Here is a 23,935-nt window from a genome sequence, read left to right on the forward strand (position 1 = left end):
CCTCACGGTCTGGGCGATTTTTCTGTCAGGGGAGTTTTTTTACAGCCCCTTTTGTTGTCTTTGCGGTTCTTTTTCCGGTTAGACGGAAACGTCAATGTTACTTCCTAAATTAGGATAAACAGAGTTCTCCATCATTTTTGCCAGCCCAACACCAAGCGATTCATTCGATGAGATGGCATTGTCAAGCATTTTAATGCTGACGGCATTTGCCAGAGAGCCGGGATCGGAACTGTTTACGGAAAGAAGCGCAGAACTGATACTTGAAATATCCATATGACAGATCTCCTTTTAAAATACTCGGTATACGTGTTTTTCTTTATTACATCTTTATTATGGCATAAATATACGAAAAATTCAATTGAATTCTGTGGATGGAAAAGGGGTTGACACATATCCGTGCCTTTGCTATAATGACAATGTAATAATTGTAACAAATTCGTAATAAAGAAGTACAAAAGTCATTGGAGGCGAAAATGAAACGTAAAACATTATTAAAATTGACCGCATGTGGGTTAGTTGGGGCACTGACCATTGGCAATTTTACTGTAGCAGCTTACGCAGCACCAACTGCTGGAGTCGCAAGCCTTGCTTCCGATATTGCAACAACATCATCTGCACCGACTGCAGGATTTTCACTGGCACTCAGTGAAGTCGCAGAAAAAGTGGAAGATGAGGCAACCGTTGCAAGTGCACAGCCGGAAGTAAAAGAAGTTGAAGCACCAGTTGTAAAGTCTGAGTATGAAGACAAAGCGGTAGCTGTTGTGGATGATTACGTGAACGTTCGTAAGAAACCAACTACAGACAGCAAGGCTGTAGGAAAATTATATAAGAATAACGTAGGAACCGTCATCGGGGAGAAGGATGGCTGGTACAAAATCAAATCTGGATCGGTAACAGGTTATGTAAAATCTGAATTCGTATCCATTGGTGATGAGAAAAAATTAAAGAAAGCAGGAAGAAGAGTTGCTCTTGTAGAGACAGAGACATTAAAAGTCCGCAAGGGAGCTTCCCAGAAGGCAGAAGTAATTACTCTGGTGCCGGAAGGAGACGATCTGACGGTACTGGATGAGTCAAAGGATGGATGGGCAAAGGTTTCTGTAGATGAAGGCAAAGGCTATGTATCTACAGATTATGTCACATTATCTACAGAATACACATATGCAGAGTCTGCTGCAGAAGAAAAGGCAAGATTACAGAAGGAAAAAGAGGAGCGTGAGGCTGCGGACAGAGCGGCGCAGAAAGCAGAGAGTGCATCTCAGACAACCTCTTCAGGTTCTTCACAGTCACAAAGCTCAGATTCTTCCGTACAGGATTCATCAAGCGCATCTTCAACAGGATCAGCGGTTGCAAGTTATGCAGGACAGTTTGTAGGAAATCCATATGTATATGGTGGGACAAGCCTTACAAACGGAACGGATTGTTCCGGATTTGTAATGTCTGTATACGCACATTTCGGTGTCAGCCTTCCACACAGCTCAAGTGCTTTAAGAAGTGTAGGATATGGCGTCAGCACATCAAACATGCAGCCGGGTGATATCGTATGTTACAGCGGACATGTTGCAATCTATGTTGGAAACAATACGATTGTACATGCAAGCAATGCAAGAGACGGTATTAAATATACTTCTCCTGCAAATTACAGAACCATTCTTGCAGTTCGAAGAATTTTCTAACAATTAAGATAACATAAGTATAACAGGAGCACTTGCGAAAGCAAGTGCTCTTTTTCTTAATATTATTTAAGGATTTCTTAAATTTGCAAAAAACAGATTTTGCAAGGGAAATAACATTGACAAGCACAATCATATAAAGTTACTATGTAAAATGAGTAGTTTATTGAACGGTAACAGAGGGAGGAACAGAAATTGGCATTTACCAAGGCGAAGATAGTTATGGCAGGACTGGCGGTGACGGCGGTTTGTATTGTGGCGCCACAGCAGTTAAAGGCTCAGGTGCCCGAAGCGCAGATGGATGGCGTCATGGGACAGAGCATAGAGGATGAGACCGTGTATGAGTCAAAGCCGGATCTGGATACACTGATAGAAAAGAATGCACCTGTTTTCGGGAATCGGACATCCTTGAAAAAAGCATCGTCGTATTCGAGTGCTTTTTTGAATGCGTCTTTTACGACGGCCGGTGATTATACCAGCGCAACCTATTATCACAAAGCGGACTATGCGGATGATGAACTGGTCAACGGAATTGATGTATCGTACTGGCAGGCGGATGCAGCACTGAAGAAAAAGTATTCCAAAGACAGAACAAAGTGGACACAGACCGGATTGGACTGGGAAAGTATTCACGGAGCCGGAATTGATTTTGCTTTCGTGCGTGTGGCATCCAGAGATACGAAAGATGGAAGTATTTACAGAGATAATTGTGCAGACAGTCATATTCAGGGAGCAGTTTCCAATGATATCAATGTCGGACTGTATTTCTTTTCCCAGGCTCTGAATGAGACAGAGGCACGGGAGGAAGCACAGTATGTGCTCGATATGATTGACCAGTACGGCTGGAATGTGTCGATGCCGATCATCATGGACCGGGAGGCAGGGGCAAACAAGCGTCTGACTGCGGGAAAACTTTCCAAAACAAAAGAGACAGCGGTATGTCAGGCATTTGCGGATACCATTACGGAAGCCGGATACCGCGCAGGTGTATATGCATCCTATGTATGGATTAAAAACTACATCAATACGGACACCCTGTATGACTGCTCCCTGTGGATGGCCCGGTACAACAATACCACAACAAGCAATGCAAAGTCAGGGACACCATATGCGGATACGGCATATGATTACGAATTCTGGCAGTATTCGTCAAAAGGGGAAGTGGATGGTTATACAGGAGTCCTTGATGTGAATTTCTGGTATAAGGATACCAGTGAACAGATAACCGGACTGAAAGCATCGGATGGGACTTCGGGAATTGTGAATCTCAGCTGGGACAGTGTTTCGGCAGAAGATGTGGACGGTTATCAGGTATGGCGCAGCGACTCGGATCAGGGAAAATATACGCTTCTAAAGTCGACAACCGACTGTAGTTATACGGACACAACGGCAGAAGGAGGGAAAGTCTATCAGTATAAAGTGAGATGTTACTGGACGATAGGGGGGAATGCTTATTACGGAACATTTTCCTCTCCGGTTTCAGTGATTACCTCGCTGGAAAAGGTTGCTGGAATCGCAACACAGACGCGGACAGAGACTTCGCTTGGGTTGTCCTGGGAAGAAACACAGGGGGCTGTGGGGTATCAGATTTATCAGTACAGTGCAGCAAGTAGTCAGTATGAAATGGCAGCTGACGTGGGAGATGGAAGCACTTCTTATACGATAAGCGGCCTGACGGGGGCGAACGAATATAAGTTTAAAATCCGTGCTTATGAAAAAAATAATGATCATGTACTTCCGGGTCGGTTTTCGGATGTTTACAGTGATGTGACACTGCCGGGTCAGGTGGATCTGACGAATGTTTCTGCAACTGGGACTTCTTCCGTGAAACTGACATGGCAGACTGTGGATGGGATCACCGGATATATGATTTACCGGCTGGATACAGCAGACGGTAAATACAAACAGGTTGCGACAGTAAAAAGTGCCCAGACGCTTTTCTACACCGATCAGAAGCTTGCAGCAGGAAAGACTTATAAATATAAAGTATGTGCATACAAAACGTATAAGGATAAAAATTATAAAGGTGCGTATTCCACAGAAAAGCAGGTGAAAATCAAAAAAACAGAAAAGCCTGCAAAAGTAAAAACGATAAAGCTCAGTACAAAAGATGCAGCAGTTACCGTGCAGTGGAGTAAGGTTTCCGGGGCAACTGGTTATCAGGTATACCGGCTGAATACAAAGACCGGAAAGTATACAAAGATTGCAGCGGTCAAAGGAACTTCGTATCGGAATACAAAACTGAAAAAAGGGGCAACCTATCGCTATAAGGTCCGCGCATACAAAACGGTAAACAAAAAGAACTATTACGGAGCATTTTCAAACACCACAGCAATTAAAGTAAAGTAGGAAACAAATGAAAAAGAAAGTACAAATGAAAAAAATGGCAGGCGTGTTTTTGACATTGGCAATACTGGGAATTGGTCTTTTCCCGCCGGGAAACGTGTATGCGGCTGCAAATCAGGCGCCGGACGCAGATCCGGTGGTTGTAGTTCTTGATCCGGGACATGGAGGGCATGATCAGGGTGCCAGATATAAGTGGGACGGAAAAACATACAAGGAGAAACAGTTAAATCTTGCCATTGCAAAGACCTGTAAAACTGAACTGGAAAAGTATGCAGGAGTGAAGGTATATATGACGCGTTCTTCCGACCGTTTTGTGACACTTGGAAACCGTGTGAATTTTGCAAAAAGCAGGAAAGCAGATCTGTTTGTTGCGATACACAACAATGCTTCCCTGAAAAAAACCGACCATGGAGCCTGTGTTTATTATCCGAACAGCGGGTATAAAGAAGAGGTGGGAAGTGAAGGAAAAATGGCGGCAGCAAGTATTCAGAAACAGCTGGTGGCACTTGGACTGAAAAATAATGGAATTCTTTACCGGAATTCGGCTGTGGGGTCCCGCTATCCGGATAAATCAAAGGCAGATTACTACGCCGTGATCAAGCGGAGCAAGTATGCCGGCTTTCCGGGACTGATTGTGGAGCATGCTTATGTCAGCAACCACGATGACAGTACAACATTTCTGAATGGTAACGACCGGCTGAAACGTCTTGGCGTGGCGGATGCCACGGGCATTGCAGAATATTTTGACCTGATTTTAGATCAGGCACCGGTTCTGCAGACACCGGTTGTAAATGCGGATGAGTCGGTGACACTGGCATGGAATACGGTGCAGGGGGCTGATTATTATCGTATTTACCGCAGAATCGCGGGGACGAAAACATATGTCTGTCTCGAAGAAACAGAGGAAACCGGATACACGGATACCGGGGTAATGCCGGGAACTTCTTATGAGTATACGGTATGCGGATGCCATGTGGGATATCAGAAAGATTCCTACACAAAAATTGCGCAGGCAATGCAGATAACCGTTACAGGGGAAAATGCGAATATACAAAGTGCACAAAAAAATCAAAACTAAGATGGGGGATGGAAACCACAGATGTGGATAAAATGAAAAAATTATCCACTATCCGGAATCAAAAAATGCCGAAAAATCGAGTTATACACGAAGTTATGAACATTATCCACATAATTTGGGATAAGTTGTTTGTGGATGACAGGGATAAAAACAAACGATTGTTTTGTTAACAACGCATAAAAAGCATGTATTTGAATGATTGCAAACGGGAGGTATTTTTGATATACTAGGGAAGTTATGATTAAAACGATTGATTTTGCTGGAATTGAATTGGACAATTATACCGTTCGGGAAATGATCATGAATGTAGAAAAGGATATGTCTGATCATGGATTCCATACAATAGAAGAAGTAAACATGGATACGCTTATGCTGGCAGAAACGGATGAACTTGTCCGCAAAGCCATAGGGTTTGCGGAACATACCGTGATTGCGGAAAACGGAATTTTAGAAGCTGTTGGTGCAGGATCTTACCAGCACCGTCATGAGATCGAACATCATGATTTCTTTTTTGAACTGATGAAGCGGGTGGAACGCAATCATCAGACGGTGTTTGTGATCGGAGATACCGCGGAACATGTGGAAAAGACCTGTGCTTTTTTGTCAGAGCATTTTGGAAAATGCGAGATCCTGGGAGCAGAAGCGTTTGAAAACTGTCAGGGGGGGACGGATGCCATGGTCAATGAGATCAATGCACTGACTCCTGATATGATCTTAAGTGTTCTGCCAAGTCCGGATCAGGAACATTTCCTGATGGAGAATTGTGAGAAACTGTCTGCCGGACTGTGGTATGGAATCGGTTCCTGGGATTTTACAAAGCGCAGGCAGGGACTGCTCGGAAATATACGGAATCTGATCCGCACGCATAAACTGGAGCGGCAGCTGATTCATTATCATGGAAAGCAGGAAAGCATATCATGAGGGCAAATGTCTGGAAAGAACTGGAAAATTATTTCCTGATTTTGCTGGGCACTGCACTTATGGCCATTGCCATTCAGTGGATTTTTGACAGGGTGGGGCTGATCACCGGAGGGTTTACTGGTCTTACCATTATCATACGAAATCTTACGGAAGCGCTTCTGCCGGGAGGAATTCCTCTGTGGCTGACGAATATTGTGCTGAATATTCCGATATTTCTGTATTCCTATATCCGGTTTGGAAAAAAATATATCGGGAAAACGGGCTTTGCAACCATTTTGCTTTCGGTGTGGCTTTATCTGATACCGGTGATAGATATGTCAGGGGATGATTATATGCTTGCAGCCCTGTTTGGCGGGGCATTTACCGGCATTGGCATGGCACTGGTTCTTAAGGCGGGAGCAACGACCGGCGGAACCGATATGGTTGCGGCGATCATCCAGTCACACATGCGGCACTATACGGTGGTTCAGGTGATGCAGGTACTGGATGCAGCCATTGTGATTCTCGGCTTATATGTATTTGGTTTAAGACCTACACTTTATGCAGTTGTTTCTATTTTTGTGTCGACAAAAATATCCGATGCCTTTCTGGAGGGCTTTAAGACTTCCAAAGCAGCTTTTATTATCACAAACCGGTATGAGGAAGTGGCAGAACGGCTGATGGATGAGCTTGACCGCGGGGTTACGGGACTGCACGCACAGGGGATGTACACAGAGGAGAAAAAGTGCGTTCTGTATTGCGTTGTATCAAGGAAAGAGATCGTGCGTGTGAAAGAGATTGTAAATGATGTGGATTCCTCTGCGTTTGTAATCGTATCGGATGTCCGGGAGGTTTTGGGCGAGGGATTTCTGGAATATTCGGATGATTTTTAGAACGATATTGTTAAAATTTTATAGTGAAATATTACTAACCGGAAAAAGTGGTAAGAGAGGAAATGCATAAAAAATATACATTTCCTCTTTCTTTTTTTGGAAGAATGTATTAAAATAAAAGTAATTGTTCAGAAAACAGGTGGGGGAACGATAGATTTCTGGATGAAATATGGGGATAAGGAGAGCTGACTATGATATCCAATCAAATACTTCAAAATACAATTGACGGACTGAAAGCAATTACACGTACAGATTTATGTGTGATTGATGTAGAGGGAAAAATTCTGGTCGCGACATTTCCGGATGCAGAACAGTTTGTAACTCCGGCACAGACCTTCGTGGAATCGCCGGCGGACAGTCAGGTGGTAAATGGCTGCCAGTTCTTTAAAGTGTTCGATGATCATCAACTGGAGTATATTCTGCTGGCATATGGAGACAGCGAGGATGTGTATATGATTGGAAAGATTGCTGCTTTCCAGATTCAGAATCTTTTGGTTGCCTATAAGGAACGTTTTGATAAAGATAATTTTATCAAGAACCTGATTTTGGACAATCTGCTTTTGGTAGATATATACAATCGTGCCAAGAAACTTCATATTGAAACAGAAGTACGCCGTGTGGTATTCTTGGTGGAGACAAACCGTGAGAAAGATGGAAATGAACTGGAGAAGATCCGGGGGCTTTTTGGTGGAAAATCAAAGGATTTCGTCACAGCGGTAGATGAAAAAAACATTATTGTAGTCAAAGAACTTGCAGAAAATGAAACCTATGAGGATTTGAATAAGACAGCAGATGTAATCATCAGGCTGTTTAAATCTGATACCAATTGCAATATTCATATCGCATATGGTACCATTGTGAACGAATTGAAAGAGGTTTCGAGATCTTATAAAGAGGCGCGCATGGCACTGGATGTCGGAAAGATCTTCTTTGAGGGACAGGATGTGATTGCGTATTCCCAGCTGGGAATTGGCCGACTGATTTATCAGCTTCCAATTCCATTGTGCAAAATGTTTATCAAAGAAATCTTTGGTGGAAAATCACCAGATGATTTTGATGAGGAAATTCTGACGACGATCAACAAATTCTTTGAAAACAGTCTGAATGTGTCAGAGACGTCAAGACAACTGTACATTCATCGAAATACGCTGGTATATCGTCTGGACAAGCTGCAAAAAAGCACAGGTCTGGATCTGCGGGTTTTTGAAGATGCAATCACGTTTAAGATCGCACTCATGGTAGTCAAGTATATGAAGTATATGGAAACACTGGACTATTAGAGATTGAAGGAGAGATTATGATTACACTGGAACATGTCAGCAAGACATATGCGGCAGGAGTTCCTGCCTTAAATGACGTGAGTCTGGAAATAGAAGATGGTGAATTTGTATTTGTTGTAGGAGACAGCGGTTCGGGAAAGTCAACCCTGATTAAACTGTTGTTAAAAGAACTTGAGCCAACGGAAGGAAGCATTACCATTGCAGGGAAAAAGCTTGGGAAGATCCGCAGAAAGCAGATCCCGAAATTCCGGAGAAACATCGGAGTGGTATTTCAGGATTTCCGTCTGTTGAAAGACCGCAATGTCTATGACAATGTAGCGTTTGCACAGAAGGTGGTTGGTGAGCCGAACAGCCATATTAAGAAAAAAGTACCGCTTATGCTTTCTATGGTGGGACTTGCCGCAAAATACCGTTCTTTTCCGAAACAGCTATCCGGAGGTGAGCAGCAGAGAGTGGCGATTGCCCGTGCTCTGATCAATGAGCCGAGCATTTTGCTTGCAGATGAGCCGACCGGAAATCTGGATAACAATAATGCGTGGGAGATTATGAAGCTGCTGGAGGAAATCAACAGCAAAGGAACTACAGTGATTGTTGTAACCCATAATCTGGAAATTGTGAAAGTTATGAAAAAACGTGTGATCACAGTGAAAAAGGGTACGATTGTCAGTGACAGTAAGGAAGGTGGCTACGACGATGAGAATTAATACCTTTTTTTATTCGATCAGACAGGGCTTAAAAAATATATTTCGAAATAAAATGTTTTCGCTTGCTTCCGTGGCAACCATGGCGGCCTGCATTTTTATGTTCGGTCTGTTTTATATTATTGTAACGAATTTCAGTGCGACGGTACATTCTATTGAAGAGGGTGTGTCAGTTACCGTATTTTTTGAAAATGATGCGACAGATGCACAAATCCGTGACATCGGAGAAAAGATTAATAAGCGTGCCGAGGTCAGCAAAAACGAGTATGTGTCTGCCGACGAGGCGTGGAAAGAATATAAAAAAGTATATTTTCAGGGAAAAGAAGAACTTGCGGATGGATTTACAGATAATCCGCTTGCAAATTCTGCACATTATCAGGTGTATCTGAACGATGTTTCGATGCAGGATTCCCTTGTAACCTATATCAAGGGACTTACCGGGGTGCGCGAGGTAAAAGAGTCTGCCAAGGTGGCAAATACACTGACGGATTTTAATAAACTGCTGGGATATGTTTCCGGAGGAATTATTCTGATTCTGCTGTGTGTGGCTGTCTTTTTGATCAGCAATACCGTAACGGTCGGTATCTCGGTCCGTAAGGAAGAAATTGCCATTATGAAGCTGATCGGAGCAACGGATTTTCTTGTGCGTGCGCCGTTTATTGTGGAAGGAATTGTGATCGGACTGATCGGAGCAGCGATTCCGCTTGGTGTGCTGTATTTTATGTATCAGAAGATCATTGTCTATATTGCAGCGAAATTCAATTTTATCGGTTCGATGATCGTGTTTGAACCGGTGAAGGTTGTTTTCCGGACACTGATTCCGGTGGGAGTTATCCTTGGAGCCGGTATCGGATTTATCGGCAGTCAGATGACGATCCGCAAACATTTGAAAGTATAATATTGTTATTGTTGTCATAAAATGACAAGAAGCCATGCTGCAAGGTGTGGCTTCTTGATTTATAGGGAAAATTATGGAGGCAGGAATGCAGGAAGAACAGGAAGAAATGATCAAAACCGGGAAACCGGAAAAAAGAAGACCATCGGGCTTTAAAAACGGAGTGATTATCGGGCTGGTGCTGGGACTGCTGATTACGGGAATCGGTGCCGGAGTCGGAATTCGTGCGTATGCGAATCTTACAAACAATTATGTTATATTTGGACCACAGGGAGTAAAACAGACAGCCAAAGACAATGTTCTCGACCAGGCAGCAATAAAGAAAGTGGATGAGCTGTTGTCATATATCGATTTGTATTACAACGATTCTTACAAAGAAAAAGATATCCGCAATGCCATTTATAAAGGAACGCTGAGCGGGCTTGGAGATCCTTATTCCGTATACTACACGGTAGATGAATATAAAGATCTGCAGACATCAACCAATGGAAATTATTATGGGATCGGTGCGGCGCTTTCACAGAATGCAAAGACCATGGAAGTGACAGTGATTAAAGTGTACGAGGGAACACCGGCAGAGGAAGCGGGGCTGAAAAACGGAGATGAAATTCTATCCGTGGATAAGTATGAAGCGACCAGTATGGAACTTTCCAACCTTGTAAAAAAGATACGGGGAAAGGAGGGGACAAAAGTCCATTTGAAAGTTTATCGTTCGCAGACCGGGGAAAATCTTGAACTTGATGTGGAACGTAAAAACGTGGATATTCCGAGTGTGGATTCCAAAATGCTTTCCGATGGGATCGGCTACATACAGATCAGCGAATTCCAGAGTAATACCGCAAAACAGTTTAAAAAGGCACTTGCAGCACTTGAAAAGGAAGATATGAAAGGGCTGATTGTCGATGTGCGGAGCAATCCGGGCGGACTGGTGACTTCTGTCGTGGATATTCTGGATCAGATTCTTCCGGAGGGAACGGTTGTTTACACGGAGGATAAATATGGGAAAAAAGAGACATATACATCCGATGCGTCCTGCATTCATTATCCGATGGCAGTTTTAGTTAATGGAGACAGTGCCAGTGCATCAGAAATCTTTGCCGGAGCAATCAAGGATTATGATTATGGAACATTGATTGGAACAAAAACGTTTGGCAAGGGAATTGTCCAGACGGTATTTCCTCTGGAAAACGGGGATGCCATTAAAATTACAACCGCGAAATATTATACGCCAAAGGGACATTACATTCACGGGAAAGGCATTCAGCCGGATATCAAACTGGAATACAAATACAGCGGTCCGGAAGATGAAAGTTATGACATGAAGTACGATAATCAGTTACAGAAAGCAATTTCTGTTGTGAAAGAAAAAATAAATTAAAGGGTAACAATGAAAAGAAAACGTGTATGGAGAATTGTCAGTGTTGCGTTGATTGTTGTATGGGCTGTGGTTATTTTTTCGTTTTCCGCACAGCCGGATACGGAGTCTTCGGAAATCAGCGGGCATGTGAGTTACCGGATTGTTAAGATGTGGAATCAGGTGTTTGGATGGAAACATTCCGGACCGGAACTGGAACAGATGGCACAGAAAATTGAATATCCTGTGCGCAAAGCTGCACATATGAGCGAATATGCAGTTCTTGCACTTCTGATATTTCAGGCATTGACGGCATTTGACCGGAAAAAGAACCGTGGATGTATGGCACTTGGCATAACGGCAGCCTATGCAGTAACCGATGAATTTCATCAGCTGTTTGTGCCGGGAAGAGCCGGAAGAGTGACGGATGTGCTGATTGATTCGGCAGGAGCATTTCTTGCATTGCTTGCTATTCATATTATTTTATATTATCATAAGTCTGAAATAAGAAATAGAAAGAGGTGATTCTGTGGTAGAATTGGATAATTTTAAGAGCCAGCTGCAAAGCTACAAGGCTCCACTGCAGGAAGTGAGGGATTCACTTTGACTTAGCTGGCAAAGAACAGCGGATTCAGGAATTGGAACGGGAGATGGAGGCACCGGATTTCTGGAACGATCCGGAAGTTTCCCAGAACAAGATGAAGGAAGTCAAAAGTTTAAAGGACGATGTGGCAACTTATGCGGCATTGTCGGCGCAATATGATGATATTGAAACCATGATCGAGATGGGATATGAGGAAAATGATCCGGAACTGATCCCGGAGATCGATCAGATGATGAAAGAATTTGTTCAGACCTATGAGGATATCCGTATGAAAACGCTTCTGTCGGGAGAATATGACAGGAACAACGCCATTGTTTCCCTGCATGCGGGAGCGGGTGGCACGGAATCCTGTGACTGGGCAGCCATGCTCTATCGTATGTATACCCGATGGGCAGATAAAAAGGGATTTTCCGTGGAAGTGCTGGATTCTCTGGATGGAGAAGAGGCCGGAATCAAATCCATTACATTTCAGGTGAATGGGGAGAATGCGTATGGATATCTGAAATCGGAAAAAGGTGTGCACCGGCTGGTTCGTATTTCTCCGTTTAACGCGGCAGGAAAAAGACAGACTTCTTTTGTATCCTGCGATGTGATGCCGGATATAGAAGAAGATGTCGATGTGGAGATCCGGGAAGAAGATATCCGTATTGATACGTTCCGCTCCAGTGGTGCCGGAGGACAGCATATCAACAAGACGTCTTCTGCTATCCGTATCACGCATTTTCCGACCGGAATTGTGGTGCAGTGCCAGAATGAGCGTTCGCAGCATATGAACAAGGATAAAGCGATGCAGATGCTCAAAGCGAAACTGTATCTTCTCAAACAGGAAGAAAATGCAGCCAAAGCAGCTGGAATCCGGGGCGAAGTGACAGATATCGGCTGGGGAAACCAGATCCGTTCTTATGTTATGCAGCCGTATACCATGGTTAAAGATCACAGAACCGGTGTGGAAAGCGGAAATGTGGACGCAGTGATGGACGGAAACATTGATCCGTTTATCAATGGATATCTGAAATGGCAGAGCCTGGGATGTCCGAAAAATATGGACAGTGATGACGTGTAAATAAAAACAGGAATAAGGAGGAGCGTAATGGGAATTATTAAGGCAGTAACGCAGGCAGTTGGAGGTGCATTTGCAGATCAGTGGCTGGAAGTCATTGAAGCAGATAATATGGGGGATCAGACCGTTTTTACCAAAGGAACACTGATCCGCCGTGGGGAAAATAAAAAGGGAACGGACAATGTCGTGTCGAATGGTTCCATGATTCATGTATATGACAATCAGTTTATGATGCTGGTGGACGGAGGCAAGATTGTAGATTACACAGCAGAGCCGGGATATTACAAAGTGGATCATTCTTCCATGCCGTCACTGCTCAACGGACAACTGGGAGACTCCATCAAGGAATCGTTTGACCGTTTCCGTTTCGGCGGACAGACGCCGCAGAAACAGCAGGTATTTTTTGTCAATCTGCAGGAAATCAAAGGCATTAAGTTCGGAACAAGACAGCCAATCAATTATTTTGATTCGTTCTATAATGCCGAACTGTTTTTGCGTGCACATGGCACATATTCGATTAAAATTGTAGATCCGCTCAAATTTTATGCGGAAGCGGTTCCGAAAAATAAGGATCATGTAGAGATTGACGAAATCAATGAGCAGTATCTGTCTGAGTTTTTAGAGGCTTTGCAGTCATCCGTAAATCAGATGTCGGCAGATGGTTTCCGTATTTCTTTTGTTTCGAGCAAGGCAAGAGAACTTGGAAAGTATATGTCATCGGTTCTGGATGAGGAATGGAATCAGACCCGTGGTATGGAAATCCAGGCGGTAGGTATGACGGTTTCTTACAGCGAGGAATCGCAGAAACTGCTGAATATGAGAAATGAAGGAGCCATGCTTTCCGATCCGACGGTCCGGGAAGGATACGTGCAGGGAGCGGTAGCCAGAGGGCTTGAGGCAGCGGGAAGTAATTCCAATGGTTCCATGGCCGGTTTTATGGGAATGGGAATGGCTTCCAATATATCCGGTGGTATGATGGGAGCGGCATCAAATGTGAATCTGCAGCAGATGCAGATGATGAATGGAGGTGCACCAGCTGGAAGGACGCAGGGGGCTGTACAGGGAGCGGTACCTCCTGCTGGGCAGGAGGCACCGCAAGCACCGCAGGCACCGGCAGGCTGGACCTGTGCATGTGGACAGCAGAATCAGGGAAAATTCTGTTCCAATTGTGGAAAACCGGCACCGAAAACCGAGTGGACCTGTAGCTGTGGACAGGTTAACAGTGGAAATTTCTGCTCCAACTGCGGAAAGCCGAGAGCGTAAAAATCGGGGACAGATCCCCGATACCTCTTGCAAGATTGATGTTCTTATGGTAGAATCTTTCAAGTGAGCACAAGTGTCGGTCGTAGACAGACAATACATAAGGGAGGAAATCAGGATGGGCGAGAAGGCATCTTTCTTCGTATTGCGGGCAAAAGCCGTGCCTGAGGTATTGCTCAGAGTTGTGGAAGCGAAGCGGCTGCTGGATTCCGGTAAAGTGGAGTCTGTGCAGGAAGCCACAGAGATGGTACAGATCAGCAGAAGCTCTTTCTACAAATATAAGGACGATATATTTCCATATCATGAAAATGCAAAAGGAAAAACGGTCAATATGGTGATCCAGCTGGATGATGAACCGGGGCTGTTATCCATGGTATTAAAAACAATTGCGGAATTTCATGCAAACATTCTGACGATTCATCAAAGCGTTCCGGTTAATGGAATTGCTTCATTGTCGCTCAGTATTGATGTGTTCCCTGCGACGGGCAATGTGGAGGATATGAGAAACAGTATTGAATCTGTGCAGGGGATTCATTATGCAAAAATATTAGCCAGGGAGTAAGAAAAATGAAGATTGCAGTTATGGGCTACGGCACCATTGGTTCCGGTGTTGTAGATGTATTAAGAATTAACAAGGAAAAGATCACAAAGCGTGCGGGAGAACCGGTTGATGTCAAATATATTCTTGATCTGCGGGAATTTCCGGGAGACCCTATGGAAGATGCCATTGTACATGATTATCAGACGATCGTAAACGATCCGGAGATCGGCATCGTAGTAGAGACCATGGGAGGCGTGGAGCCTGCATATACGTTTGTAAAGGCAATGCTTGAGGCTGGAAAGCAGGTTGCCACTTCCAATAAAAACCTGGTTGCAGCCAAGGGAGCGGAACTGATTAAAATTGCACGGGATCACAACGTGAACTTTCAGTTTGAGGCAAGTGTAGGCGGCGGAATTCCGATTATCCGTCCATTGAATAAATGTCTGACTGCCGATGAGATTGAAGAGATTACAGGTATCTTAAACGGAACCACAAACTACATGCTGACAAAAATGGCAGAGGAAGGTGCAGATTTCGATGAGGTACTGAAAGACGCACAGGAAAAGGGATATGCAGAGAAAGATCCTACTGCGGATATCGAAGGACATGATCCGTGCCGCAAGATTGCCATTTTAACTTCTCTGGTGTGTGGCCGGCAGGTAGATTTTGAGGATATTCACTGTGAGGGAATCACAAAGATCACAGCAGATGATTTTAAGTATGCAAAGGTTTTGAACCGTTCCATTAAGCTTCTTGCATCCAGCCGTAAAGTCGGAAACAGTTACAGTTGTATGGTTGCTCCTTTCATGCTCAGCGCAGAGCATCCTCTTTGCGGAGTAAACGGTGTGTTCAATGGAATCTTCGTACATGGAAATGTACTGGGCGATGCAATGTTCTACGGCAGCGGAGCAGGTAAGCTTCCGACAGCAAGTGCAGTAGTAGCAGATATCGTGGATATGACAAAGCACAAAAATACCAATATTTACATTGACTGGTCACCGGAAAAACTGACACTGGTAGATTACAAAGACAGTGTAAACAGTTTCTTTGTACGCACTTCTTCCGGTAAGGAAACAATCGAAAATGCATTTGGCAGTGTAGAATATGCAGATGCCGGAATTGCAGGAGAGATTGGATTTACTACAAAAGATATGACAGAGGCTGAATTTGAAAAAGCGGCAGCACAGATTGAAGTTCGAAACCGTATCCGTCTTGGATAATTTTCTGGAATGTATATTTCCGCCACGCTGTTTTGTATGCGACCGTCTGCTGGAAACGGCAGATATCCGCAGACAGCGAAATGTTCACGCAGCGTGCCGGAAAAAATTGTATCCCGTTGTGCAGCCGTACTGTTATCATTGCGGAAGCCCGCTTGCGGATACCGAAACAGAATATTGTCAGAATTGCAGAAAGCATCGTTCTTTTGTTGCAGAAGGACGATCGCTTTTTGTATATCGTGGGGCTGTGCAGAAATCCATGTACCGGTTTAAGTATGCAAACCGGAGGAGATATGCCCGTTTTCTGGCGGAGGAAGCCATGCAGCGCTGGGAAAACTGGATGCGGGAAAAAAGGATCGAAGCAATCGTTCCGGTACCGATGTATTCGAAAAAAGAACGGTATCGCGGATATAATCAGGCTGCGCTTTTTGGCAGGGCACTGTCAGAAAAAATGGATATTCCGTGTATTCCGCGTCTGATGATCCGGGTGAAAGATACACGGCCACAGAAAGAACTGAATGGCAGAGAAAGAGAAAATAATGTCAAAAATGCTTTTCAGAGTTCGGATAATGTAGTAAAATATAAGAGAATTCTGATTGTGGATGATATTTATACAACCGGATCTACAGTAGAAGCTGTAGCGGAGAGATTAAAAGAAGCGGGTGCGGAACAGGTTTATGTGCTGACTGCCTGCATTGGCAGAGGCTTTTAGGAGGGATACTATGGAAGTAAGAAATTGTAAAATGTGTGGCAGATTGTTTAATGTTTTGAACAATGAGCGTATCTGTCCGGCATGTCAGAAGAAATTGGAAGATAAATTTCATGAAGTCAAACAGTATCTCGAGGATCATCCGGGTGCTTCGGTAGAACAGACAGCAACGGATAATGATATATCAACCAAACAGATCCGGCAGTGGGTAAAGGAAGAAAGATTGATTCTTTCCTCGGCTACGGAAGCAGGGATTGTATGTGAAAAATGTGGCAAACCGATCCGCACGGGACGCTTTTGTGATAAATGCAAGGAAAGAATGGCAAACGAATTTCAGAATGCCTATCAGAAACCGGAACCTAAGATGGAAGACTTACGCTCTACCAGAGACAGGGACCGTATGAGATATTTAAAAAATGAATAGTGGACAAATAACCAGACCCCGGATATTTCCGGGGCTTTTTTCATGGAAACGGGCGATTGGAAAACAGACTTTGAAAAAAGAACTATCTATGGTATAATAGCAAATAATGCATCATTGTGTCCAAATTCCGAGATGCGTTCGAGACAGGAGTTATCTATGATCAGTGAAGAACGGGTAAAAGAATTATATCATCTTGCAGCATTTGATGAATATGAAAATAAAAAATATCATCAGGCGGGAGAATATACGATGTGGGACTATGTAGGAAAAGAAATTGTAAAAAGTTTCTTTTCGGGAACCATCACATTTATTCTTCTGATTGTGTTCTGGGGACTCGGGGATATTGATACAATTACGAAATGGATCAATCGCGTGGATCTTACGACGTTCGTCCCGAAACTTATTGTTGCATATGCCGGATTTATGATCGTGTATCTTCTGATTACCGCACTGATCTATTGTGCCCGGTATGCAAAAGGCTATCGCAAGATGAAAGCATATGGAAATCATCTGAAGAGAGCGCGCAGATTACTGCGGGAAGAAAAATAAAGGATGGGGCATAACAGGGAGGATTTATGACGAAGTTGTTGGAAATAAAGGATCAGCTGATCCGGTTTTACAGTAAATATGAAACATATCTGTATCCGATCGTAAAATTTGCCGTTGCACTGGCTCTTTTTACCGTGATCAATACCAATATCGGATTCATGGAGAAAATCAGCCGGTTTCCGGTGGCGTTACTGCTGGCGCTTGTCTGTGCCATTCTGCCGACTGGTGCCATATTATGGATTGGCGCAATTGTGGTGCTTGCGGATATGTATGCGCTTTCCATGGAAGTAGCACTTACCGCACTGATTTTGTTTGCGATTCTGTTCTTTGTATATTTTCGTTTCGCACCGAAAGACGGACTGACGGTTGTGCTTACACCGCTGTGTTTTAAACTGCATATTCCGTATGTGATGCCGGTTGGCAGCAGCCTGCTGCGCAGTGCATATTCCGTGATCGGAGTGGTATGCGGTACGGTTGTCTATTATTTCCTGGACGGAATTCACCGGAATGCAGGAGCACTGATGAGTGCGGCAAATGCAGATGAGGAACAGTCTTCTTCCAAATTTGATATTTCGGTGGGGCAGTTTCTGGGAAATAAAGAAATGTATCTGGTAATCGTTATCTTTGTGATTACTGCCATTGTAGTTTATCTGGTACGCCGGATGGAAGTGGATAATGCCTGGACACTGGCAATTATTTCCGGTGCGCTTATTCAGATTGCCGGATTATTTGTAGGTTATATTGTTCTTGGAGTTACAGGAAAGACATTATGGCTGATAGCCGGCAATATTATTTCCCTGCTTATTGCATTTATCCTTCAGTTTCTGTTTATGAATCTGGATTATGCGCGGACCGAACGGGTGCAGTTTGAGGATGATGATTACTATTATTATGTCAAGGCTGTGCCGAAGAAAACGGTCGCTGTCCGTGAGGTTACGGTAAAACATTTCGGAAATACCGCAAGCATGGGAAAGCGGATTGACCATAGCAGATCCGTGCTGTCTCCGGAAGAGGAAGAGAACAGCCGGAAGGTTATTGCGAAAGAACTGGACATTGATGAGGATTTACTCAAATAAGGGGAACGAAGCATCAAAATAATGAAATGAAGAAAAGAGGAGCCAGATGCAAAATTTTCTGGGAACATTAAGCCAATTTTATGACAATGCAACAGGATTGTTCGGTATGCCGGATATCTCTTTTTCCTTTGTGGATATCGTGGAAATACTGATCATTTCCTTCCTGTTTTATCATATTCTGCTTTGGATTAAAAATACGCGTGCGTGGAATCTGTTCAAAGGAATCATCGTGATTCTGCTGTTTGTACTCGTTGCAGCAATCTTTCAGATGAATACCATCCTCTGGCTGGCAGAAAATACGTTGAGTGTCGGACTGACGGCCCTGGTGATTATTTTCCAGCCGGAACTTCGGAAGGCACTTGAGAATCTTGGCGGAAAAAATGTTTTGGGAAAGTTATTTGACTTTGGAAAAGTAGAGGAAAATAAATTTTCCGACCACACAATTGACGAACTGATCAAGGCTTGTTATGCCATGGGGAAAGTAAAAACCGGTGCCCTGATCGTAATAGAAGATGAAATCCTGTTAAATGAATATGTGAGAACAGGAATTGATATTGATGCAATTATCAGCAGCCAGCTGTTAATTAATATATTTGAAAAAAATACTCCACTTCATGACGGAGCTGTTATTGTACGTGGAGACCGTGTGGTTTCCGCGACCTGTTATCTGCCATTGTCGGACAGTATGACACTGAGCAAAGATCTGGGAACCAGACACCGTGCAGCTGTAGGAATCAGTGAAGTGAGCGATTCACTGACGATCGTAGTTTCGGAGGAAACCGGTAAGGTATCAATCGCTATGCGGGGACAGATTTACCGGAATGTCAATGCGGATTTTCTGAGAGGCAAATTAAAGTATCTGCAGAACAGAAATCAACAGGTGACCAAACTGAGACTGCTGAAAAGGAGGTTTATGAATGGCAAAAAAGATTCTAAAAACCTTGGTGAATAATCTGGGCTTTAAAATTCTGGCTGTAGTTCTTGCATTTATCTTATGGCTGGTTGTATATAATATTGATGATCCGAAAAAATCAAAAACATTTACAACAAATGTAACGGTAGAAAATGCGTCCGCAGTTACAGATATGAACAAGTGCTATGAAGTGCTGGACGGAACCAACACGGTTACCTTTACTGTGACCGGAAAACGCAGTGAACTTGAAAAACTTGATGACACCGATTTCTCTGCGGTGGCAGATATGAACCGTCTGATCATAAATGACAAGGGGAATAAGGCAAGTGTTCCGATCGAGATCAGTGCCAAGCGGACGTATACATCCGTGAGCATTAACAATAAAAACAAATATATGGAACTTTCTCTGGAAGATCTCATGAGCAGAAGATTTATGATTTCTGCGGACACCAGCGGAAAAGTGGCAGCGGGATATGCCCTCGGAGAAGTTTCCGTGACAAACCCGAATGTTTTGAACGTGTCGGGACCGGCATCTATTGTGAAAAAAGTAGATAAGGTTGTGGCTACGATTGATGTGGATGGAATGTCATCGAATCTGACGGATAATGTGATTCCGGTTCTCTATGATTCGGATGGAAATGAAGTGGATACCACCCAGCTGAAGCTGAGCAATACGACAGTGACGATTTCGGCAAAAATACTGAGTGTAAAGGAAGTACCGCTTGTATTTTCGACAACAGGAACCCCATACGGGGAATATCGTGTAGTGGAGATCAGCAGCACACCGGATACTGTGAAACTGAAAGGGGCATCCAATGTACTCAATCCGCTTGTTTCACTTGAAATTCCGGCAAACGTAATCAATGTGAGCGGGGCAAGGGAAGATGTAAAGACAACGATTGATATTTCCGAATATCTGCCGGACGGCGTGGAACTGGTAGATTCTTCTGCGGCATCCGTTACGGTAACCGTCAGAATTGAAGCGTATGCGTCCAGAACCTATCATCTGCAGACATCTGATATCAGGGTGAACAGTCTGCCGGACGGCCTGAACTTATCTTTTGATAAGGCACAGGTTTCTGTGACGATCAGTGGGCTGCAGGATGATCTGAATAAGCTGAATGCATCGGAGCTGGCAGCATCCATTGATGCCTCCCAGCTGAGCGAGGGAATGCATCAGGTGGAACTTTCACTGAAACTGGATGAAGATCATTATGCATATCAGCCGATTACTGTCAGCGTTACCGTGAAAGCGAAGAATACACAGGACGGAGATACTTCGACAGACAGCGGTGAGGATACCGGCGAATAGTAAAGTATATAAAGGAGTTATAATTATTATGGCAAGAATGTTTGGAACCGATGGAGTCAGAGGAGTTGCGGGGACAGAGCTTACAATTGAACTTGCAATGAAGCTCGGTCAGGCGGGCGCTTATGTTTTAACAAAGGAACAGTCCCACCAGCCGACAATCATCATTGGATGTGATACAAGAATTTCCGGAGGAATGCTTGCAAATGCATTGATGGCAGGAATTTGTTCAGTCGGAGCAAATGCTATTTTTGTGGGAGTTGCCCCGACACCTGCAATTGCATATCTTACAAGGAAACATAAAGTAGATGCAGGGGTTGTGATTTCTGCTTCCCATAATCCGATGGAATTTAACGGAATCAAATTTTTTAATGGAGATGGATATAAATTATCCGATCAGCTGGAGGACGAAATCGAGGCATTGATCCGGAATGATATGGAAGACGTTGTTTTTCCGATCGGACCGGGAATCGGCAGGGTTGAGTATCGGTTTGATATTGTGGATGAGTATATTGCGTTTGAGAAAAAGACGGTTCCGGTAGATCTGTCTGCGTTGAAGATCGTTGTGGACTGTGCAGAAGGCGCAAGTTCCTATACTTCGGTTAAGACGCTGAAAGATCTGGGGGCAAATCTGATCGCTATTCATACCAATCCGGATGGAACGAACATTAATTCCAATTGCGGTTCTACCCATATGGACGAACTGTGTGCAAGAGTTGTTTCCGAAAAGGCAGATATCGGTATTGCATTTGACGGGGATGCGGATCGTATGCTTGCTGTAGATGAAAACGGAAAGCTGGTAGATGGAGATCAGATCATGGCGATTTGCGGAAATTTCCTGAAAGAAAACGGAAAACTTGCAAAGGACACCATTGTTGTCACCGTGATGACGAATCTGGGATTCAGTCTGATGGGAGAAAAACAGGGAATTCATGTGGAGAAAACAAAAGTCGGAGACCGTTATGTTCTTGAAAATATGCTGGAAAACGGATATAATCTCGGAGGAGAGCAGTCCGGTCATGTGATTTTTCTGGATGACAACACAACCGGAGACGGACTTCTTTCCGCATTACACTTATTGCAGGTGATGGTGGCAACCAAAAAGAAATTATCAGAACTTGCACAGATCATGGAGGTGCTGCCACAGGCATTGGTCAATGCAAAAGTGCCAAACCATAAAAAAGAAAGTTACATGGAGTATTCAGAAATTGCAGAAGCAATCGGCGAACTGGAGAAAAAATTTGCCGGAGAGGGAAGGGTTCTGATCCGCCCGTCCGGTACAGAGCCGCTGGTTCGTGTCATGATCGAAGGAAAAGATCAGGAAGTCATTCAGCAGGAAGCGAAACAGCTGGCAGAACTGATTACCAGAGTTATGTTATAAGGAGGAGTTCTTATGGTATCCCAAAAAGTAAAAATTATTAATCCTACAGGACTGCACTTACGTCCGGCAGGAAATTTATGCAAAGAAGCAATGAAATATAAAAGCAAGATTACATTCGAGTACAGCGGAAATACAGCAAATGCCAAAAGTGTGCTCAGCGTCCTGGGTGCATGTATCAAATCCGGAGATGAGATTACACTTATCTGTGACGGAGAAGATGAACAGGGAGCACTTCGGGAACTGGTCGCTTATGTGGAAAGCGGACTGGGCGAATAAAATTTTTGCGGGGTACAACCGGAAAACTACATGTTAGAGGAAAGTTTTAATGAAAGATAAATACAAGCATTTATTGAATTTTACGGCGAATATCATATCGCTTGCGGTGGAAGCGTGTATGTTCGGATGGGTATGGTATATGCTCTATATTCCGATGCTGGATAAAGCGAATACTTTTTTCAACAGAGGTAACTGGGCAGTGATTGGTATGTATGTACTCTTTGTGTTCTTTTTCACGAAGATATTTGGAGGATACCGGATCGGATATATGCGGATTTCGGATATTATATTATCCCAGATACTGGCAGTGGTTCTTGCGATGATTGTTGCGTATTTCGAGATCTGTCTGGTCGCCAACGATTATCTGCCGCCACAGCCATTGCTTCTGATGACGGTAACAGAGATTATATTTATCGTTCCGTGGGTCGTACTGGTGCGAAAGGCATATACACGTCTGTATCCGCCGCGTCAGATGCTTGTGATTTATGGAAATTATTCGCCGGATGATCTGATCGGAAAAATCAACACAAGAAAAGACAAGTATAATATCTGTGCAGCGGAAAGTTACCGGATTGGTTATGAAAAGCTGTATCCGATGATTCAGAAATATAATGCGGTGGTTCTGTGTGATCTGCCGTCTGAAGTGCGTAATCAGATTATGAAATACTGTTATCAGGAATCTATCCGCACATATGTTACACCAAAGATTTCGGACATTCTGTTCCGCGGAGCGGATGATATTCATCTGTTTGACACGCCACTGTATCTGTCCCGGAATCAGGGGCTTGGCATTGTAGATCTGTTTGTAAAACGTCTGATGGATATTGTTATTTCCCTGATCGGAATTGTGATTGCTTCGCCATTTATGATTGTGATTGCACTTTGCATTAAATTATATGATCATGGTCCGGTATTGTACAAGCAGGAGCGTCTGACCAAAGACGGAGAGCCGTTTATGATCTACAAGTTCCGCAGCATGACCACACATTCCGAGGATGCGGGAGCACGTTTAGCAGCCAAAGGAGATGCGCGCATTACGCCAGTGGGGCGTGTCATCCGTGCCATTCATTTTGATGAGCTTCCACAGCTGTTTAACATTTTAAAAGGAGAAATGTCGGTTATAGGCCCGCGGCCGGAGCGGCAGATTATTGCGGATCAGTATACCGAAGAAATCCCGGAATTTGTGTTGCGGCTGAAAGTAAAAGCCGGGCTTACCGGATATGCACAGGTGTATGGAAAGTACAATACGACACCGTATGACAAGCTGAAACTGGACCTGACTTATATCGAAAATTATTCTGTCTGGATGGATATTAAGATTTTATTCCTGACATTTAAGATTTTGTTCCAGAAAGAAAACACGGAAGGCGTGGATCAGGATCAGACCACTGCAATCAAGTAAAACTGAATAAATAAAATAACGGCAAAATTTGAAATTTCAAATTTTGCTGTTGTTTTTAATAAGCAAATGTTAATGGCTGTCGGTCTTACTTGACAGG

Annotated in this window: 24 protein-coding genes; 23 read left to right on the forward strand and 1 reads right to left on the reverse strand. The window is 43.8% G+C overall.

Translation table 11 applies throughout. The features are described 5' to 3' along the window. Positions 1 to 78 precede the first annotated feature (78 nt). Positions 79 to 273, reverse strand: a complete 195-nt coding sequence (locus DXD06_RS15580) for a YjfB family protein (RefSeq protein WP_022045411.1) — start codon at positions 271 to 273, stop codon at positions 79 to 81. Positions 274 to 473: 200 nt separating this feature from the next. Between DXD06_RS15580 and DXD06_RS15585 the strand changes: the two genes are divergently transcribed. From DXD06_RS15585 to DXD06_RS15695, 23 genes are all read left to right on the forward strand, one after another. After that, entirely contained in the window at positions 474 to 1,673 is a 1,200-nt protein-coding gene (locus DXD06_RS15585) for a C40 family peptidase (RefSeq protein WP_055066976.1), read from the forward strand. Between the two features lie 192 nt (positions 1,674 to 1,865). Next, complete coding sequence (locus tag DXD06_RS15590; protein WP_117833014.1) at positions 1,866 to 4,019, forward strand: GH25 family lysozyme; 2,154 nt, start codon at positions 1,866 to 1,868, stop codon at positions 4,017 to 4,019. A 7-nt stretch (positions 4,020 to 4,026) separates the two neighbouring features. Then, positions 4,027 to 5,094, forward strand: a complete 1,068-nt coding sequence (locus tag DXD06_RS15595) for an N-acetylmuramoyl-L-alanine amidase family protein (protein WP_117833016.1) — start codon at positions 4,027 to 4,029, stop codon at positions 5,092 to 5,094. 237 nt (positions 5,095 to 5,331) lie between these two features. Then, a complete protein-coding gene (locus tag DXD06_RS15600) occupies positions 5,332 to 6,015 on the forward strand; it encodes a WecB/TagA/CpsF family glycosyltransferase (protein ID WP_055262292.1) in 684 nt (227 codons plus the stop codon). Next, positions 6,012 to 6,887 (forward strand): YitT family protein, encoded by an 876-nt coding sequence (locus tag DXD06_RS15605; protein WP_022045416.1) that lies wholly within the window; start codon positions 6,012 to 6,014, stop codon positions 6,885 to 6,887. Before DXD06_RS15600 ends, DXD06_RS15605 begins: the two co-directional genes overlap by 4 nt. A 191-nt stretch (positions 6,888 to 7,078) precedes the next feature. Next, positions 7,079 to 8,167 carry a PucR family transcriptional regulator gene (locus DXD06_RS15610; RefSeq protein ID WP_055262290.1) on the forward strand — a complete coding sequence of 363 codons (1,089 nt, stop codon included), beginning with the start codon at positions 7,079 to 7,081 and terminating at the stop codon, positions 8,165 to 8,167. A gap of 17 nt (positions 8,168 to 8,184) precedes the next feature. Beyond that, positions 8,185 to 8,871 carry a cell division ATP-binding protein FtsE gene (gene ftsE, locus DXD06_RS15615; RefSeq protein ID WP_117833018.1) on the forward strand — a complete coding sequence of 229 codons (687 nt, stop codon included), beginning with the start codon at positions 8,185 to 8,187 and terminating at the stop codon, positions 8,869 to 8,871. Further along, positions 8,861 to 9,766, forward strand: a complete 906-nt coding sequence (gene ftsX, locus DXD06_RS15620; RefSeq protein WP_117833020.1) for a permease-like cell division protein FtsX — start codon at positions 8,861 to 8,863, stop codon at positions 9,764 to 9,766. The genes ftsE and ftsX overlap by 11 nt, the downstream gene beginning before the upstream one ends. 85 nt (positions 9,767 to 9,851) lie before the next feature. Beyond that, positions 9,852 to 11,141, forward strand: coding sequence for a S41 family peptidase (locus tag DXD06_RS15625; RefSeq protein WP_117833022.1), 1,290 nt, complete (start codon positions 9,852 to 9,854; stop codon positions 11,139 to 11,141). A 9-nt stretch (positions 11,142 to 11,150) separates the two neighbouring features. Beyond that, positions 11,151 to 11,642 (forward strand): VanZ family protein, encoded by a 492-nt coding sequence (locus tag DXD06_RS15630; protein WP_117833024.1) that lies wholly within the window; start codon positions 11,151 to 11,153, stop codon positions 11,640 to 11,642. Between the two features lie 4 nt (positions 11,643 to 11,646). After that, positions 11,647 to 12,784, forward strand: a protein-coding gene (prfB, locus tag DXD06_RS15635; RefSeq protein WP_117833026.1) for a peptide chain release factor 2 whose coding sequence is annotated in 2 segments (ribosomal slippage) — positions 11,647 to 11,721 and positions 11,723 to 12,784 — 1,137 coding nt in all. Because the reading frame shifts where the segments join, the coding sequence is not laid out codon by codon here. Positions 12,785 to 12,811: 27 nt separating this feature from the next. After that, positions 12,812 to 14,044 carry an SPFH domain-containing protein gene (locus DXD06_RS15640; RefSeq protein WP_117833028.1) on the forward strand — a complete coding sequence of 411 codons (1,233 nt, stop codon included), beginning with the start codon at positions 12,812 to 12,814 and terminating at the stop codon, positions 14,042 to 14,044. Between the two features lie 115 nt (positions 14,045 to 14,159). Continuing rightward, the gene (locus DXD06_RS15645) at positions 14,160 to 14,603 is read left to right on the forward strand and encodes an ACT domain-containing protein (protein WP_022045424.1); all 444 of its coding nucleotides are present in this window, start codon (positions 14,160 to 14,162) and stop codon (positions 14,601 to 14,603) included. 5 nt (positions 14,604 to 14,608) lie between these two features. After that, the gene (locus DXD06_RS15650) at positions 14,609 to 15,802 is read left to right on the forward strand and encodes a homoserine dehydrogenase (protein ID WP_022045425.1); all 1,194 of its coding nucleotides are present in this window, start codon (positions 14,609 to 14,611) and stop codon (positions 15,800 to 15,802) included. Further along, positions 15,771 to 16,511, forward strand: a complete 741-nt coding sequence (locus DXD06_RS15655; RefSeq protein WP_138347240.1) for a ComF family protein — start codon at positions 15,771 to 15,773, stop codon at positions 16,509 to 16,511. The genes DXD06_RS15650 and DXD06_RS15655 overlap by 32 nt, the downstream gene beginning before the upstream one ends. Before the next feature lie 10 nt (positions 16,512 to 16,521). After that, positions 16,522 to 16,932 carry a flagellar protein gene (locus tag DXD06_RS15660; RefSeq protein WP_117833030.1) on the forward strand — a complete coding sequence of 137 codons (411 nt, stop codon included), beginning with the start codon at positions 16,522 to 16,524 and terminating at the stop codon, positions 16,930 to 16,932. Between the two features lie 156 nt (positions 16,933 to 17,088). Continuing rightward, on the forward strand, positions 17,089 to 17,481 hold the full coding sequence (locus DXD06_RS15665; protein ID WP_117833033.1) for a hypothetical protein: 393 nt from the start codon (positions 17,089 to 17,091) through the stop codon (positions 17,479 to 17,481). A gap of 26 nt (positions 17,482 to 17,507) precedes the next feature. After that, positions 17,508 to 18,557, forward strand: a complete 1,050-nt coding sequence (locus DXD06_RS15670) for a hypothetical protein (RefSeq protein WP_117833035.1) — start codon at positions 17,508 to 17,510, stop codon at positions 18,555 to 18,557. A 46-nt stretch (positions 18,558 to 18,603) separates the two neighbouring features. Then, a complete protein-coding gene (gene cdaA / locus DXD06_RS15675) occupies positions 18,604 to 19,509 on the forward strand; it encodes a diadenylate cyclase CdaA (RefSeq protein ID WP_117833037.1) in 906 nt (301 codons plus the stop codon). After that, the gene (locus DXD06_RS15680; protein ID WP_117833039.1) at positions 19,475 to 20,782 is read left to right on the forward strand and encodes a CdaR family protein; all 1,308 of its coding nucleotides are present in this window, start codon (positions 19,475 to 19,477) and stop codon (positions 20,780 to 20,782) included. The genes cdaA and DXD06_RS15680 overlap by 35 nt, the downstream gene beginning before the upstream one ends. A 28-nt stretch (positions 20,783 to 20,810) precedes the next feature. Continuing rightward, positions 20,811 to 22,160, forward strand: coding sequence for a phosphoglucosamine mutase (gene glmM, locus DXD06_RS15685; protein WP_117833041.1), 1,350 nt, complete (start codon positions 20,811 to 20,813; stop codon positions 22,158 to 22,160). A gap of 12 nt (positions 22,161 to 22,172) precedes the next feature. Beyond that, entirely contained in the window at positions 22,173 to 22,436 is a 264-nt protein-coding gene (locus DXD06_RS15690) for an HPr family phosphocarrier protein (protein ID WP_117833043.1), read from the forward strand. Between the two features lie 49 nt (positions 22,437 to 22,485). Beyond that, a complete protein-coding gene (locus DXD06_RS15695) occupies positions 22,486 to 23,838 on the forward strand; it encodes a sugar transferase (RefSeq protein ID WP_117833045.1) in 1,353 nt (450 codons plus the stop codon). The last annotated feature ends 97 nt before the right edge of the window (positions 23,839 to 23,935 follow it).

The sequence above is a fragment of the Roseburia sp. TF10-5 genome (genome assembly GCF_003462365.1).
Lineage (GTDB): Bacteria > Bacillota > Clostridia > Lachnospirales > Lachnospiraceae > Roseburia > Roseburia faecis.

Bases quoted from the DNA above. Each gene is read 5' to 3' on its own strand.
- DXD06_RS15600 (WP_055262292.1), top strand. From the start codon at position 5,332: ATGATTAAAACGATTGATTTTGCTGGAATTGAATTGGACAATTATACC.
- DXD06_RS15670 (WP_117833035.1), top strand. From the start codon at position 17,508: ATGACGAAGTTGTTGGAAATAAAGGATCAGCTGATCCGGTTTTACAGT.
- DXD06_RS15640 (WP_117833028.1), top strand. From the start codon at position 12,812: ATGGGAATTATTAAGGCAGTAACGCAGGCAGTTGGAGGTGCATTTGCA.
- DXD06_RS15605 (WP_022045416.1), top strand. From the start codon at position 6,012: ATGAGGGCAAATGTCTGGAAAGAACTGGAAAATTATTTCCTGATTTTG.
- ftsX (WP_117833020.1), top strand. From the start codon at position 8,861: ATGAGAATTAATACCTTTTTTTATTCGATCAGACAGGGCTTAAAAAAT.
- ftsE (WP_117833018.1), top strand. From the start codon at position 8,185: ATGATTACACTGGAACATGTCAGCAAGACATATGCGGCAGGAGTTCCT.
- DXD06_RS15610 (WP_055262290.1), top strand. From the start codon at position 7,079: ATGATATCCAATCAAATACTTCAAAATACAATTGACGGACTGAAAGCA.
- DXD06_RS15625 (WP_117833022.1), top strand. From the start codon at position 9,852: ATGCAGGAAGAACAGGAAGAAATGATCAAAACCGGGAAACCGGAAAAA.
- DXD06_RS15680 (WP_117833039.1), top strand. From the start codon at position 19,475: ATGGCAAAAAAGATTCTAAAAACCTTGGTGAATAATCTGGGCTTTAAA.
- DXD06_RS15690 (WP_117833043.1), top strand. From the start codon at position 22,173: ATGGTATCCCAAAAAGTAAAAATTATTAATCCTACAGGACTGCACTTA.
- DXD06_RS15650 (WP_022045425.1), top strand. From the start codon at position 14,609: ATGAAGATTGCAGTTATGGGCTACGGCACCATTGGTTCCGGTGTTGTA.
- DXD06_RS15580 (WP_022045411.1), bottom strand. From the start codon at position 273: ATGGATATTTCAAGTATCAGTTCTGCGCTTCTTTCCGTAAACAGTTCC.
- DXD06_RS15665 (WP_117833033.1), top strand. From the start codon at position 17,089: ATGATCAGTGAAGAACGGGTAAAAGAATTATATCATCTTGCAGCATTT.
- DXD06_RS15630 (WP_117833024.1), top strand. From the start codon at position 11,151: ATGAAAAGAAAACGTGTATGGAGAATTGTCAGTGTTGCGTTGATTGTT.
- glmM (WP_117833041.1), top strand. From the start codon at position 20,811: ATGGCAAGAATGTTTGGAACCGATGGAGTCAGAGGAGTTGCGGGGACA.
- DXD06_RS15595 (WP_117833016.1), top strand. From the start codon at position 4,027: ATGAAAAAGAAAGTACAAATGAAAAAAATGGCAGGCGTGTTTTTGACA.
- DXD06_RS15585 (WP_055066976.1), top strand. From the start codon at position 474: ATGAAACGTAAAACATTATTAAAATTGACCGCATGTGGGTTAGTTGGG.
- DXD06_RS15660 (WP_117833030.1), top strand. From the start codon at position 16,522: ATGGAAGTAAGAAATTGTAAAATGTGTGGCAGATTGTTTAATGTTTTG.
- cdaA (WP_117833037.1), top strand. From the start codon at position 18,604: ATGCAAAATTTTCTGGGAACATTAAGCCAATTTTATGACAATGCAACA.
- DXD06_RS15695 (WP_117833045.1), top strand. From the start codon at position 22,486: ATGAAAGATAAATACAAGCATTTATTGAATTTTACGGCGAATATCATA.
- DXD06_RS15645 (WP_022045424.1), top strand. From the start codon at position 14,160: ATGGGCGAGAAGGCATCTTTCTTCGTATTGCGGGCAAAAGCCGTGCCT.